Origin of the sequence: Sphingomonas sp. M1-B02, assembly GCF_026167525.1 — a bacterium.
Classification (GTDB): Bacteria; Pseudomonadota; Alphaproteobacteria; order Sphingomonadales; family Sphingomonadaceae; genus Sphingomonas.
Genome location: NZ_CP110679.1, coordinates 23273 through 36619, shown reverse-complemented (window position 1 = coordinate 36619; position 13347 = coordinate 23273). Strand labels below are relative to the sequence as shown.

Genomic DNA, 13347 nt, shown 5'->3' with positions numbered 1-13347 from the left:
GACCTGCCTCCTTACCAGTTGCGGAATTTGCTGGGCGGCGCGTAAAGCCCCCCGGATGCGAGCATGAGATCCTTGATCGAGCGCGCCGCGAGCAGGCTGCGATCGGCGTCGAGCGGATCGATGCCGAGGTCCTCGGGCCGCTGGATCACTTTGCGAGCGCGCAGCGCCTCGACCATCTTGTGATTGCGGCCGCGACCGATATCGGTGAAGCCGGCGACGCCGCGGATCGCCTGCTCGCGCTCATCGGCAGTGCGACAGAGCAGGAGGTTGGCGATGCCCTCCCCGGTGACGATGTGCGTCGTGTCGTCCGCATAAACCATCACCGGCGCGAGCGGCAGTTTCAGCTTTTCGGCGAGCTCCAGCGCAGAGAGCTTTTCGACGAACAGCGGTGCGTTCGCCTCGCCGAACGTCTCGCCGATCTGGACGACCAGCTTTCGCCCGCGCCGCAGCGGCGCCGGCCCGTCAGGGTCGGCCTCCGCCCCCGCTTTGAGCCAGGGCGGACTCGGATGTCGACGCCCACGCGGATCCGAGCCCATGTTGGGCGCGCCGCCAAAGCCGGCAACCCGGCTCTCGGTGACCGTCGAGCTATGACCGTTGAGGTCGATCTGAAGTGTCGAGCCGATGAACATGTCGCAGGCGTAAAGCCCTGCCGTCTGGCAGAAGGCACGATGCGAACGCAGCGACCCGTCCGGTCCGGTAAAGAAGATGTCGGAGCGGGCACGGATGTAATCTTCCATCCCGACTTCGGACCCGAAGCTGTGGATCTGTTCCACCCAGCCCGCCTCGATCGCGGGGATCATTGTCGGGTGCGGATTTAGCGCGAAATGCGTGCAGATCTTGCCGCGCAGTCCCAGCTTCTCGCCGAAAGTGGGCAGCAGCAACTCGATTGCGGCGGTGTTGAACCCGATGCCGTGGTTGAGCCGCCTGACCCCATAGGGCGCATACAGTCCCTTGATCGCGATCATCGCGGTGAGAATCTGCGCTTCGGTGATCGCGCCGGGATCGCGGGTGAAGAGCGGCTCTACATAGAAATGGCGGCCTGCATCGACGACGAAATGAACCAGATCGCCAGGGATGTCGACGCGCGGCAACTTGTCGACGATCTCGCCCACTTGGGCGATGACCAGGCCGTTACCATAGCTGGTCGCCTCGACGACCGTCGGCGTATCTTCAGTGTTCGGGCCGGTGTAAAGATTACCGTCGCGATCGGCGCTGACCGCAGCGATCAACGCGACATTGGGCGTGAGATCGATGAAATAGCGCGCGAACAGCTCGAGATATGTGTGGACCGCGCCCAGTTCGATCTTGCCACCGAACAACAGGCTGGCGACGCGCGCCGATTGCGGTCCCGAATAAGAAAAATCCAGTCGCTTCGCGATGCCCTTCTCGAATAGGTCCAGATGTTCGGGCAGGACGATTCCGGACTGGACGATGTGCAGATCGTGGACAATCGAGGGATCGACCGCCGCCAGCCCTTCCGCCAACAGATCGGCCTGTTTCTGGTTGTCGCCTTCGAGGCACACCCGGTCTTTGGATCGAATGACGGCTTCGAGAAGCGCGGTGAGGTTCGCCGGAGCGACGACCTTGCCGTCAGCGAACCGCGACCCGGCCTGGATGCGATCGGCGCGTGCCTTTTGTCTGCTATCCCATTCTTTCATGCTCAGGCTCCTTGCGACGGACATGGAAGCGATCCGGCGAGATCATGAGCAGAAGCTAGGCGCATTGAGCATGCGCTCACATTTATACGGTGGTTTAATGCCGTATCGGCATTAAGACTTTGAAATACCGCCATTATATCCGCGGTTCCGCTCTTGGCGCCGTACACCCATTCTTTGGCATGATTGCCGCGAAGCGCCCGCGGCGAGATCATGTCGGTGTCGCGGTTATCGGGATTTCCCCCTCCCTCCGACACGGCGACGGGTCTCTGGTGTCCCCCTATGGCCAGAGCGTAACTAGGCCCGGGAAGTTCAGGCTTCCCGGGCCGCTTGTTGGCCCACGACTGCGGTTGCCGGAGGAAGGCCAGCGCCGGCAATTGCCAATCTACAGCCAAGCATTCGCGGGAAGGACTTTGGCGGCGATAAAGCCAAGCGATTGGCCCCTTCTGTCTCCGCCGCGCGGGGGGAAACAATTTTCGGCCACGGCGGTCCCGGCCCGGCGCTACGCCTGTACATCATCTCAAAATCAGTATTGATGGCCGCTCTGTCGCGCATGAACCGATATGCATGCAATAGCATCCATCTTCGGACCGAATATCTTGACTTCACGTGGCTGGTCCCGAGAATCCCCTCTCCCGGTAAACCAAGGTATATCATACGACTGTATTGATGATCCGCGGCCGGCGGTGCGCCTATAATGACAATGATCCAAACCTATTCTTTAAGGATCATGGAGGACATCATGAACAGGATTATCGCAATCGCAATCGCAACGTCCGCGTCGGTATTGGCTATCGGCCAAGCATCGGCCCAGGACCAGCCGTTTTCCGGCGCCCGCGTGGGCGTCGAAGGTGGTTGGTCGCGCCTTGGCGGCGGGGACCATCGGGGCAGCGACGGTTTCACCTACGGCGCCTCGCTGGGCTATGACGTGGCCAGCGGCCCGGTGCGCTTTGGACCCGAGGTCAAGGTATCGGATTCGACTCAAAAGCACTGCCGGCTCCATCCGGTTGGCGGCCCCACGGCGCGGATCTGCCAGCGCTCGGACCGCGACCTCTATGTCGGCCTTCGCCTTGGTTATGTCGCGTCACCGCAGCTGCTGGTCTTCGGCTTGGGCGGATACACCAATGCGCGGTTTTCGGACCGATATCGCGACCTGACGGTTGGACCGGTGCGCAATCTCGACGTCGCGCGCGACATTGGCGGCTTTCGGCTCGGCGGCGGCGCCGAATATGCCGTCACCTCGCAAATCTATCTGACCGGAGCGTACCAATATTCGGGCTGGAAGCACAAGGCTTGGCGCCGTCATGTCCACCAGAACCAGGTGCTGGCTGGCGTCGGCTACCGCTTCTGATCATCGAACTCGCGACCCGGAACGCGGGGCCAGCGCTCCCGACAAGGAGGCGCCGGCCCCGCTGGAAAGAGGAGACAGTTATGCACATCGCCATTCTGATCGCCGCGTCGGCCGCCCTCGCGGTGTCCGCCACCCAATCCAAAGCACAAGATGCCAGTCCTGGGACCCAGGTGTTCACCGATCCCGACGGATTCGAAGCTAGGGAAACGCCGGGTGGCTACGAACCCGCCAAGCCGATGTTGCCTGCCAACATTGCCCCGGGCACGCACATAGTCTTCGTTCCCCAGGCGCTCACGCCGACCGAGGCATATCCACCGCCGCCGCCGCGCTCCTATCCGCTGTGCAACGCCAAGCGGCGGGACAACTGCCGCCAGCGCTGATGCGGCCCTGCAGTCAATCAACCACCAGCCAGACTGGAGCCTATCATGAAGACTATCACTACCAGCCTTTCGCTGTTCGCCTGCCTGATTGGCGCGGTATCAGCCGCCGCGCAATCGACGACCTCCGCGCGCAATGGCGTCATCACGACGACGCGCATTGAACGCAACGGCAAGCAGATCGAAAAGGTCACCTGCCGCGAATTCCTGGCGCTGCGCGAAGATTTCAGGCCGCAGGCGATCTCCTATGCCATCGGATACGACAAGGCGAAGAAGCCGGAGGATGCGGTGCTCGACGTGGCGGGCATCGCCCGACTCGTGCCGGTAATCCAGAAGACCTGCCGGACGACGCCCCAACTCACGCTCTTGCAGCGTATCCGCGCGGATCTACGCCGGCTTTGACCACGGATCGCAGCCGAAGCGCGATGCGCGGCCCAGTTCGGCATCTTTCGCTGAGATGGGCCGGGCCGTCATTGGCCATGAAGTCGATCAGCCGCATATGGTAGCATTCGCGACCATATGCGGCTGTTTGCGTCTATTCGGGCAGCTTTGCATTCGACGGCCCGAAGCCGCCAGGCCCTTCCTCAGCCTTGCTGGAAGACCCAAGTGACTCAAGAAGGTCGTATGCCAGCCGCCCAAGCACAAGCGCGTCACCCCTTCATTCCTCATGACCATACTTTGGAATGATCATACCAACGGCTGAATAGCGCTCGTCTGCCGCATCGCCGACCATGCCGTCGAAGCAGACGAAGGAAAAGCGATGACGACTTCAGCATGGCGTAACACCCTCGGGACGGTCCTACTCGTCACGGCACCCGCGGCCGTATTGGCGAGTTGCACGGCGACCCTCGAACCCGCCGCAGACGCGCTCCCCGCCGCCGGGGGCGGCGCCACCGCCAGTGCTGGCGGCGTCCAAATCGTTACGATGACTCCGGATTTTCCAGGCGTTGTGGACATCGAAAACGCGGTCACGCCGGTTAAGGTCGACATCACCAACCACGGCTCCAGCACGGTGCTGATCCGCTACAGCGATTTCAAGCTGGTCGGGGCGGACGGCACTGTCTACCCGGCCCTACCCCTGCGCAAGATCGACGCCACGGCAACGGCGCCGGTTCCCGGATATGACCGGATCAGCTCCCCTCTATTCCTCCACCGCGGATTTCGCGTCGCGCCTTATTACGGCGGCATCTATCCGGGCATCGCGCCCTTCGGCGGGCCGTTCCGCTATGGCTATGGCCGCTACGGTTGGGACGATTATGACGCGGCGTTTTCCGGTATTACCACCGTCAAGCTGCCGACGCCGACGATGTCGCGCAACGTGCTGCCCGAAGGGGTCCTCGATCCCGGCGGCTCGCTGCAGGGCTGGCTGTATTTCAAGCATGTCGGCAACCAGAAGGGCGATATCAGCTTCGACGCGTCATTGGTGTCGGTGACCGGGGCAAACCTTGGATCGCTCACCATTCCCTACACCTTCGCCAAGTGACCGAGGGCGCCAGCCTGGCCGTTCGCACTCGGAGTGCGCTCGGTTGGGCGCGGCGGTTATCGGCTGCTGCCTTGATGACCGCGGCGCCCGCCTATGCGCAACAGGATGCTGAAAACCTCTCCCCGGATCCCGACAATGTCAGGATCTTCGTCGCAGGTGCGGCCGTGCCGAGCTATGTCGGCGGAAAAGACTATAAGATAATTCCGGCGATCCAGTTACGCGGCACCGTCGCGGGATTCAATTTCGAGACAGTCGGCACCGCGACCGAAGTGGATGTGGTGCGTGACAACGGCAAGTCGATCGAATTCCAGCTGGGGCCGTTGATCGGCGTCAATCTCGATCGGACTACGCGCCTGCATGGCCGCAGCAACGCTCGCGTCAACGCCCTCGGCAAGCGCAAACGCGCGGTCGAGATCGGTGGCTACGCGGGCGTTGCCAAGACCGGAGTGGCGACCAGCGCCTATGACGTGCTGGCCTTCGGCATCTCATGGCAAAAGGATGTCGCCGGCGCGCATCGCAGCTACATCGTCACGCCGTCGCTCGAATATGGCACGCCGCTCAGCAAGCGGACCTATCTGGATGTGCGGTTCACCGCCGACATTGTCGGCGACAAATACGCCGCATATTATTTCGATGTGTCGCCCGCGGGCAGCGTGGCGAGCGGGCTTCCGCGTTTTGCCGCGAAAGGCGGGTTGCAGGATATCGGGGTCGTTTTGACCGGGCTGCAGTCGCTGTCTGGCGATCTGCGGCGCGGATGGTCCCTCGTCGGAATGGGCGGCTATACGCGATTAGTGGGAGACACGAAGCGCTCGCCGATCGTCGCGATCGCCGGGAGCAGCGGGCAATGGACTGGCGCGCTTGGTGTCAGCTATGTCTTCAAATGAGGAACTTCCAGTCCAGCGTTCATCCCAAGCCTCGCGCGCTTGGCGCGGCGTCGGTCCGGAGTAGCAATCCATGCCAATGCGATCGGCAACGCAAAATATCCGGCTGGCGCTGCGCCCTTGGCTGGCCGTCATGGCGGCGTTCGGCCTGAGCTTCGCCTTTGTCGGCTTTCTCGCATTCATCGGCTATTTCGGGGGGCCGGTGTTTTCGCTAACCCCCGCGAACACGCATCGTGATGCAGCTGCGCCCGGCTTGGCGGCCGTATTTCTGTCGGGAGACATGGGATTTCGAGTCGGCATGGGCCCGCAGATCGCCAACCGGCTTGCCGATAACGGCATCCCGGTGATCGGCGTGAACTCCCTCGTCTTCTTCCGCAACCGGCGCTCTCCGGCCGAAAACCGAGCGCTCATTGCCGAAGCGACCCGCCGTGCACTCGCGCTGCCGGGTATCGACCGGGTGGCACTGATTGGGCAATCCTTCGGCGCCGACATGCTTCAGGCCGGCCTCCCCGGACTGAACGAGGCATCGCGCAAGCATGTCACGCTGGTCGCCTTAGTCGTGCCGGGAGACACCGTGATCTACCGTGCTTCCCCGCAAGCAATGCTCAGCCTGAACGAGCCGGAGACCCCCGCACTGCCTACCGCCCGCCGACTCGATTGGGTGCCGGCGGTCTGCATTCAGGGGAAGCTCGAGCGCAGCAGCCTGTGCCCGCAATTGCATCAGACCAATGTCTGGCATGTAGAGCTTCCCGGCGGGCATATGCTTGACCGGGACGCCGGAGCGGTCGGCACCGTGTTGCTGCGTGCAATCGCCTGCGCAGTGCGCGACGTAACCTGCGTTTCAGGCTTTGCGGACTGAAGGGTGCGAGACCATGAACCGGGCAATAAGCGTCGCGCTGGCAATGGCGATTGTCCCCCTTCCGGGGATCGCGGCCCCCACTAATCCGGTTACGGGGTTATGGATAAATCCGCGTCGCAGCGTCGCGGTCGAAATCCTGCCTTGTGCCAACAAAGTGTGCGGGCGGGTGATATGGGCCAGCCGCGACGCGGCGGAAGATGCGCGCAAGCACGGAGTCGATAGGCTAATCGGCACCGAGTTGCTGGAAAACTACAGCCTCCAGAGCGATGGCAGCTGGGCCGGCCGGGTGTTCGTGCCTGACCGTGGTGCGCGCTTCGCCTCGACAATGACCGCAATCGGCTCAAACACGTTGCGGATCAAGGGATGCATGCTGGGCAGGCTACTCTGCAAGGCTCAGATCTGGCAGCGTATCAGCGAAGCGCCGGGGACCTGATTCATGGCATGGCTGGCGCGGTACCGCGCTCCTCTCACCGCTGCCATCATCGTCGCGATCGCCGCATTGGCGCTCACTACGCTGCACCACCTCACTCAAACCGTGAGTCTGCACGCCGCGCGCGTTGCATTCCGCGCCATCCCTTCCGGCAATATCGCGCTGGCACTGGCGCTCACTGCAGTGAGCTATCTCGCGCTGACATTTTACGATGTGCTTGCACTTAGGATCATCCGCCATCCCTTGGCGTGGCGCACAGCAGCACTCGCTTCCTTCTCGAGCTATGCGCTCAGCCACAATCTCGGATTTTCGGCGCTGACTGGCGGTTCGGCGCGCTACCGCGTCTATCATGCCGCCGGTCTCGATGCCGCCGATGTCGCTCGGATCGTCGTCATTGCCGGGACAACCTTTTCGCTGGGGATCCTGGTAGTGGCGGGCACCGGCTTGCTATTGTCCTCCGGTCCGCTGACCATCGGCGGCCTGAGTTTGTCGCCCATTGCGGTTCTGGTCGCCGGTTGCTCGATGATGGCAGCGGTCTTTGCGCTGCCCCTGGCTTCGGCTCTCGGCCTTCGCGGTATCGGCTTTCGACAGTGGAGCGTGCCGGTCCCGACACCAGGTCAGGCGATTGCCCAGATCGGCGTGTCGATCCTAGATCTCGGGGCTGCCAGCGGTGCGCTGTTCGTGCTGCTCCCAGGGGCGGACGCCGCAATGCTGCCGGCCTTCATGCTCGCTTATTCGCTGGCGCTGCTCGTGTCGCTAGTCAGCCATGTGCCGGGCGGAATCGGCGTTTTCGAAGCCACGATACTCGCAATCGTTCCGGGCGACCGCGCCGCCTTGCTGGCATCGCTCTTCGCATATCGCGCAATCTATTATCTATTGCCGCTCGGGCTAGCGGTGATGCTGTTCACGGTGCGTGAGGGCCGTCAGCTGCGCAATAGCGCCGCGCTGCGGATCGCAGACGCCCAAGCCGTTGCGACGAGCCTTGCGCCGTTGCTGCTCAGCGCGCTCACTTTCGTCGGCGGCGTGCTCCTGCTGCTCTCGGGCGCGCTCCCGCCTCTCCCGGAGCGGCTGTCGGAACTACGGAATGTCGTGCCGCTTCCCTTCGTCGAAGCTTCGCACATCGCCGCCAGCCTTGTAGGGACGGCGTTATTGATCCTTGCTCCCGGCCTGTATCGCCGGCTCGACGGCGCCTGGCTGGCAGTTCGCGCACTGTTGATCGCCGGCGCCCTGTTCTCGCTGGCAAAGGGCCTGGACATCGAGGAGGCGATCGTCCTTCTGGGCATTGCCGGGATGCTCCAATGGACCCGCCCGGCTTTCTACAGGCACACTGCGCTGACCAGCGCGCCGCTTTCGCCAAGCTGGCTGGGCGGCATTGCGATAGCGTTCGGGCTGTCGATCTGGCTCGGCCTGTTCGCCTATCGCCACGTCGATTATCAAGACTCGCTTTGGTGGGAATTCGCCTGGTCGGGCAATGCGCCGCGTTTTCTGCGCGCGATGGTGGCGGCGGCGGTCGTGCTGGTCGCAGCGTGTATCTGGCGGTTATTGGCGCCGGCCGAGCCCGCGCCGACAGGCGGCGCCATCGACCCCGAGATACTCGCACGTGCCTTGGCATCTGCCGACCGGACCGACGCGATGCTGGCGCTGACCGGGGACAAGCGCTTTCTCAACAGTGACGATCGCGACGCATTTCTCATGTATCAGGTCAAGGGCAGGAGCTGGATCGTGATGGGCGATCCGGTCGGGCCGCGCGACCGCTGGCCTGAACTGCTATGGTCGATCCGAACGATGGCGGACGCCGCGCAAGGGCGCCTGCTCCTCTATCAGATCAGCGACGCGGTGCTGCCACTCGCGATCGAGCTCGGCCTGCACATCATCAAGTGCGGAGAGGAGGCCCAGGTATCGCTCGCCGGCTTCACGCTCGAGGGCTCCGCGGCGAGCGGGCTGCGTCAGGCGGAGCGGCGGCTGGCCCGCGGAGGCGCCCGCTTCGAAGTCATCCCCGCATCGCAAACGTGCGAGATCCTGCCCGAGCTCAGGTCAATCTCCGACCAATGGCTGGCAAGCAAAGGCCATCAGGAAAAAAGCTTCAGCCTGGGTCGGTTCGATCCCGCCTATCTCGCCCAGTTCGACATCGCAGTCGTGCGCCAGAATGACCGCGCCGTCGCTTTTGCCAATATCTGGGCTACACCCGACAAATCGGAACTTTCGCTCGATCTGATGCGCCATCGCGATGACTCGCCATCGGGCACGATGGATTTCCTGTTCGTCCATCTCATGCTGTGGGGACAAAGCAGGGGATATCGGCGTTTCTCGCTCGGTGCGGCGCCATTGTCGGGCATCGATCCTCGCCGGCTCTCGCCCCTGTGGGCAAAGGCCGCCTCGCTGCTGTTCAACCATGGCGAGCGATTTTACGGCTTCCGGGGCCTGCGTGCCTATAAGGCCAAATTCTCCCCGCACTGGGCGCCGCGGTTTATCGCCGGCCCCGGCGGCCTTTCCCTGATCCACGGCATCGCTGATATCGGCGCGCTGATCGCGGAGCCGAGGGCTTAGGCGCGTTGGCCCTGCCATGACTTCCCATTCAGTGGCGCCGCGATCAGCGCCATGGAAACGCCCGTCGTCGCCAGCGGCAGCAAGGGCGTCATATCCGGCCAAAGCATGCCGGTCGCGACGGCGACCACCGCCCCGAACGGCAATGCCAGGAGCGGCAGCCAGCGTATGCTTCGCCACGATATGGTTCGCTCCACGATATCCTGGATGACGTCGGTCAGCGTGCCGGTGAGATACGTCGTCGTCGCGCCACGCGGGACACCGTCGCGCTTGGCGGCCACTGTCTGGAACGCCATTGCCGCCGCCGATGCGGCAATCATGCCGATATGCACACCGCGGGAAAGTGGTGCGAACCACCAGAGCAACGTGACCAGCATCAGGAACCCGGCCGACATGCTCAGCGCGATGAGCATGGCAACGCCCGGGACGGCCACCTGCGCCGACCGCCGCGTGATGCGGAACCCAAGGAACAGCGCCGCCGCAAAGCTGCACAGTGCCGTCGCGGCGCCGGCAAGGGTCCCCAGATAGTCGGGCCGAGTCACGATCGCGGCGAGCACCGCATTACCGGTCATGTTGGCCGTGAATATGCCTCCCAGGGCGGTAAAGGCAAAGGCGTCCGCCGCCCCCGTCCCGAACGACAGGAGCGGCAGGATCAGCCCAGCATGGCGAAGCGGCGCGCCGCCGGTCACACCACCGGGTCCACGGGATTGACCCGCTCGACGATCAGCGGATCCACCGGCGTCACCGGCCAGGCAGGCGCCGCCTCCGGGGCGATTCCGAACGTCGCCGCCAGCACGTCAGGTGCGATGGAGGTGGTCGAGGCACGATAGCCGATATCGCCCGGCGTCGGCTGATCGAAGAACACCAGGAAATGGATCTCCTCGTCGCTCAACACCTCGATCTGGTGCGGATAGGAGCGCGGGATGAAATAGACGTCGCCCGGCTCGAGTTCATAGGTATCGACGCTGCCGTCGGGATCGAGGATCGACATGCGCGCACGCCCCTGATGGACATAGCCCATCTCGGCGGTGTTCGGGTGCCAATGCGGCTCGCGCATCCCGTTTTCCTTCACTACCACCGAATACATCGACAGATCTTTGAGCGCCGGCCAGAACTGCAGACGCGCCACGCGGGCGCTGCCGTAGGGCAAGTTGACGGGCGGTGATTCACCGGCAATCCCGAACTTGTGGGGATCGGGCAGCGCTGCGGAGGGCTCCACCCGCGGCGGCGCCTCGCGGCGCACCAGCACGGCGGATCCGGTGTCGCGATTGAGCGACGCAAAGTCGCTCGCAGGCAGCGTATAGGTGTTGCCGAGCACGGCGTCGGTCATCGCGCCGAACGCGGCGTGGAGCGAGAATTCCTCCGGCCGTTCGTGGCCAAATACGATGATCAACTCGGCATCACCGTCGCCGATATTCTCGATCGTGTGCAGCGACCCGACCGGGACGTGGAACATTTCGCCGGCCGCGATCGTGAACGATCCGAACAAGTCGGCATTGTCGAGCACCGACACCAGCAGCTCGCCCGACACGCAATAAGCAAGTTCGTTGGCATTGGCATACCAATGCGGCTCACGGATCGTGCCGGCGGTCAGTACCAGCCGCTGCATCGACATGCGCTGGAGCAGCGAGAAGTGATCGGCCGTGACTGCGCGCGCCGAGCCCAGCGCGCCTTCATAGACGGGCGCGGCGTGCAGCAGCGAGCGGACGTGACGGGATGCGGTCATGACAGGGTTCCTCTCGGCGGGTGGGTTGGCCTGTCCAGAGTGTCTACGGCGCCTGCGGCAGCCCGCCATTCATACGAGGATATGCCGAGGTATACGAAACCATGGTGTAGATTGGCCCCCGCGACCCAGCCCGTATCTAACGACATCGAGCCGCCCCCGGCGGGCCAGATCGAGCAGGAGCGCGCGATGACGGAAAAGAAGCTATCGGTTGCCGAGCAGTTCCTGGGCACTCCCACCGATCTCGGCAGCGCCGCGACCCGCGACATCTCTGCCGGACTGGCGGGCCTCCTTGCCGATGTGTTCGCGCTCTACCTCAAGACCAAGAACTTCCATTGGCACATGAGCGGGTCGAACTTCCGCGACTATCATCTGCTGCTCGATGAACAGGGCGAGCAGCTTTTCGCGATGACCGATACGATCGCCGAACGTGCCCGCAAGATCGGCGGAACCACGATCCGCTCAATCGGGGACATCGCCGCCCGCCAGCGGATCCCCGACAATAATCAGGACTATACCGACCCGCAGGCCATGCTTGTTGAGTTACATAACGACAATAAGCAGCTCGTCGCCGAAATGCGGCTCGTCCACGTATTGAGCGACACCTATTCGGACGTCGCGACTGCCAGCCTGCTCGAAATCTGGATCGACGAGACCGAGCGTCGCGGCTGGTTTCTCTATGAGAGCTGCCGTTCCTCAGCGGCGCGCTGAGGATAGGCCGCGGCGGCGCGTCCTCGCCCCCCGGAGGCGCCGCCGCGAAAATATCATCTTTTCGCGAGGTGCGGCAAATTGGCCAAATGTGTCGCCATTCCTACCGCCACGGGCCTTGCCATCTGGCTGTGGAGCGTCCTCGCGCACCAACTGCACGATCCCATCTTCGCCGCGATCCTGGTCGGTGCGTGCCTGCTTCAGTCGACCGCATTCCGTCCGTCGCGCCATCTTCGCGGATGAAAGATATCTCATTTCGACATCCGCAGCCTCTCCGAATCGGTGGACGCTTCAGCTTAATCATTGCTTTGCGATAGGGCCTCGAACACGGCGCTGCGCGCGGTGGGCGATGAAAGAACGCATCCCAAATCGTGCAATTGGGCACTGCAATGAGTTTGCGCGGCTTGGCGGGAAGGAGGATGGCGCGTTCATAGGCCAGATAGCCTTGCACCCGCTGTAGCCTGAACGTGCCTGCAGATCGGCGGCGCAAGAGTGACCGATCAGCTTGCTCGACGTCCCCGGGCCAGGCCTGCTGTCGAGCCCACCGGCGAGATAGACGATATCGACCTTTCGATAGCGTCCGCGCGCTTCGGACGCGCCACGACCGAGGTTCGCCCCCAGTCCACAAACACCATATTTCCATCGGTCATAGCCCGGACGGTGTCGGCAGCGGGCATCTCCATCGCCAAGGTGCACTTCCCAGGAGAGCTTGGTGCTGTGCCGCGAACGGAAGGGTCCGATGCCCCCTTCCCGCAAGCCGGGCCACTCGGCGCGCCGCGTCGAAATACAGCCAGATGCCGGGATCGGAGACGACGAAGCGGACGCCTAGGCGCTCGGGCGGCTCGCTGCAAACCCCACATAATGCTGCACCATTTGAACCCCAGCCGAGAATCCTGCCAGCGTTATACTCTTCAGCGACGGCCATTTGCGATATAAATCCGCAACAAGCGCATCCGTAGCCGCAAACGATGAAATGGGCGCCGCATTGAACGACAGGTCGCCCGACATCCAACCTGCACCGGTCCAAACCGCGTCGCTTGGACGTGCCGGCGCTTCCGTCGGCGTCCCACATTTTTTCGCTTCTTCGGGGAGGTCCAGTTGTTGGCCCGGCTGGAGCGCGCTGGTGTCGAATTGGTGTCGATCACCCAGAGGTTCAACGACGACTCTCTCGAAAAGATCATGCCGATCATGCTCGCCCTGTTTGATGAGTATCTCGCCGTCGATGCTGGCAGCCGCATCAGGCGGGCGATGCGTGCGAATGCTGAGCGGACCTTCCACAATGGTGTCGTTTGAGGCTGCCGCATCGCGGCGCGCTTCGAGAGCGCCGCGAGTTCGC

13 protein-coding genes are annotated in these 13347 nt (G+C 63.3%); 10 read left to right on the top strand and 3 right to left on the bottom strand.

What is annotated here, in order from left to right:
- Positions 1-11: 11 nt before the first annotated feature.
- Positions 12-1658, bottom strand: a complete 1647-nt coding sequence (mdcA, locus tag OKW87_RS00200) for a malonate decarboxylase subunit alpha (RefSeq protein WP_265541384.1) — start codon at positions 1656-1658, stop codon at positions 12-14.
- Between the two features lie 700 nt (positions 1659-2358).
- Here mdcA and OKW87_RS00195 point away from each other — a divergent pair.
- The 8 genes from OKW87_RS00195 (at position 2359) to mprF (ending at position 9583) form a co-directional block, all read left to right on the top strand.
- A complete protein-coding gene (locus tag OKW87_RS00195) occupies positions 2359-3006 on the top strand; it encodes an outer membrane protein (protein WP_265541383.1) in 648 nt (215 codons plus the stop codon).
- An 80-nt stretch (positions 3007-3086) separates the two neighbouring features.
- Entirely contained in the window at positions 3087-3386 is a 300-nt protein-coding gene (locus OKW87_RS00190; protein WP_265541382.1) for a hypothetical protein, read from the top strand.
- A gap of 45 nt (positions 3387-3431) precedes the next feature.
- Positions 3432-3785 carry an HdeA/HdeB family chaperone gene (locus OKW87_RS00185; RefSeq protein WP_265541381.1) on the top strand — a complete coding sequence of 118 codons (354 nt, stop codon included), beginning with the start codon at positions 3432-3434 and terminating at the stop codon, positions 3783-3785.
- A gap of 358 nt (positions 3786-4143) precedes the next feature.
- Positions 4144-4866, top strand: a complete 723-nt coding sequence (locus OKW87_RS00180) for a hypothetical protein (protein ID WP_265541380.1) — start codon at positions 4144-4146, stop codon at positions 4864-4866.
- Positions 4867-4940: 74 nt separating this feature from the next.
- Positions 4941-5750, top strand: coding sequence for a MipA/OmpV family protein (locus OKW87_RS00175; RefSeq protein ID WP_265541379.1), 810 nt, complete (start codon positions 4941-4943; stop codon positions 5748-5750).
- 76 nt (positions 5751-5826) lie between these two features.
- Positions 5827-6606 (top strand): AcvB/VirJ family lysyl-phosphatidylglycerol hydrolase, encoded by a 780-nt coding sequence (locus OKW87_RS00170; protein ID WP_265541378.1) that lies wholly within the window; start codon positions 5827-5829, stop codon positions 6604-6606.
- 43 nt (positions 6607-6649) lie between these two features.
- Positions 6650-7039: a DUF2147 domain-containing protein gene (locus tag OKW87_RS00165; protein WP_265541377.1), complete on the top strand. Its 390-nt coding sequence runs from the start codon at positions 6650-6652 to the stop codon at positions 7037-7039.
- A gap of 3 nt (positions 7040-7042) precedes the next feature.
- A complete protein-coding gene (mprF, locus tag OKW87_RS00160; RefSeq protein WP_265541376.1) occupies positions 7043-9583 on the top strand; it encodes a bifunctional lysylphosphatidylglycerol flippase/synthetase MprF in 2541 nt (846 codons plus the stop codon).
- On the opposite strand, the gene OKW87_RS00155 is transcribed toward mprF, so the two are convergent.
- The gene (locus OKW87_RS00155) at positions 9580-10269 is read right to left on the bottom strand and encodes a YoaK family protein (RefSeq protein WP_265541375.1); all 690 of its coding nucleotides are present in this window, start codon (positions 10267-10269) and stop codon (positions 9580-9582) included. The genes mprF and OKW87_RS00155 overlap by 4 nt on opposite strands.
- Positions 10266-11306, bottom strand: a complete 1041-nt coding sequence (locus OKW87_RS00150; protein WP_265541374.1) for a cupin domain-containing protein — start codon at positions 11304-11306, stop codon at positions 10266-10268. The genes OKW87_RS00155 and OKW87_RS00150 overlap by 4 nt, the downstream gene beginning before the upstream one ends.
- Positions 11307-11492: 186 nt before the next feature.
- On the opposite strand from OKW87_RS00150, the gene OKW87_RS00145 reads away from it, so the two are divergent.
- Both OKW87_RS00145 and OKW87_RS00140 read left to right on the top strand, forming a co-directional pair.
- On the top strand, positions 11493-12014 hold the full coding sequence (locus OKW87_RS00145; protein WP_265541373.1) for a Dps family protein: 522 nt from the start codon (positions 11493-11495) through the stop codon (positions 12012-12014).
- 1095 nt (positions 12015-13109) lie between these two features.
- Entirely contained in the window at positions 13110-13304 is a 195-nt protein-coding gene (locus tag OKW87_RS00140; protein WP_265541372.1) for a hypothetical protein, read from the top strand.
- Positions 13305-13347: the final 43 nt, after the last annotated feature.

Coding starts and splice junctions, on each gene's coding strand:
- OKW87_RS00150 (WP_265541374.1), bottom strand. CDS start 11,306: ATGACCGCATCCCGTCACGTCCGCTCGCTGCTGCACGCCGCGCCCGTC.
- OKW87_RS00165 (WP_265541377.1), top strand. CDS start 6,650: ATGGCGATTGTCCCCCTTCCGGGGATCGCGGCCCCCACTAATCCGGTT.
- mprF (WP_265541376.1), top strand. CDS start 7,043: ATGGCATGGCTGGCGCGGTACCGCGCTCCTCTCACCGCTGCCATCATC.
- OKW87_RS00175 (WP_265541379.1), top strand. CDS start 4,941: ATGACCGCGGCGCCCGCCTATGCGCAACAGGATGCTGAAAACCTCTCC.
- OKW87_RS00195 (WP_265541383.1), top strand. CDS start 2,359: ATGATCCAAACCTATTCTTTAAGGATCATGGAGGACATCATGAACAGG.
- OKW87_RS00190 (WP_265541382.1), top strand. CDS start 3,087: ATGCACATCGCCATTCTGATCGCCGCGTCGGCCGCCCTCGCGGTGTCC.
- mdcA (WP_265541384.1), bottom strand. CDS start 1,658: ATGAAAGAATGGGATAGCAGACAAAAGGCACGCGCCGATCGCATCCAG.
- OKW87_RS00180 (WP_265541380.1), top strand. CDS start 4,144: ATGACGACTTCAGCATGGCGTAACACCCTCGGGACGGTCCTACTCGTC.
- OKW87_RS00145 (WP_265541373.1), top strand. CDS start 11,493: ATGACGGAAAAGAAGCTATCGGTTGCCGAGCAGTTCCTGGGCACTCCC.
- OKW87_RS00170 (WP_265541378.1), top strand. CDS start 5,827: ATGCGATCGGCAACGCAAAATATCCGGCTGGCGCTGCGCCCTTGGCTG.
- OKW87_RS00185 (WP_265541381.1), top strand. CDS start 3,432: ATGAAGACTATCACTACCAGCCTTTCGCTGTTCGCCTGCCTGATTGGC.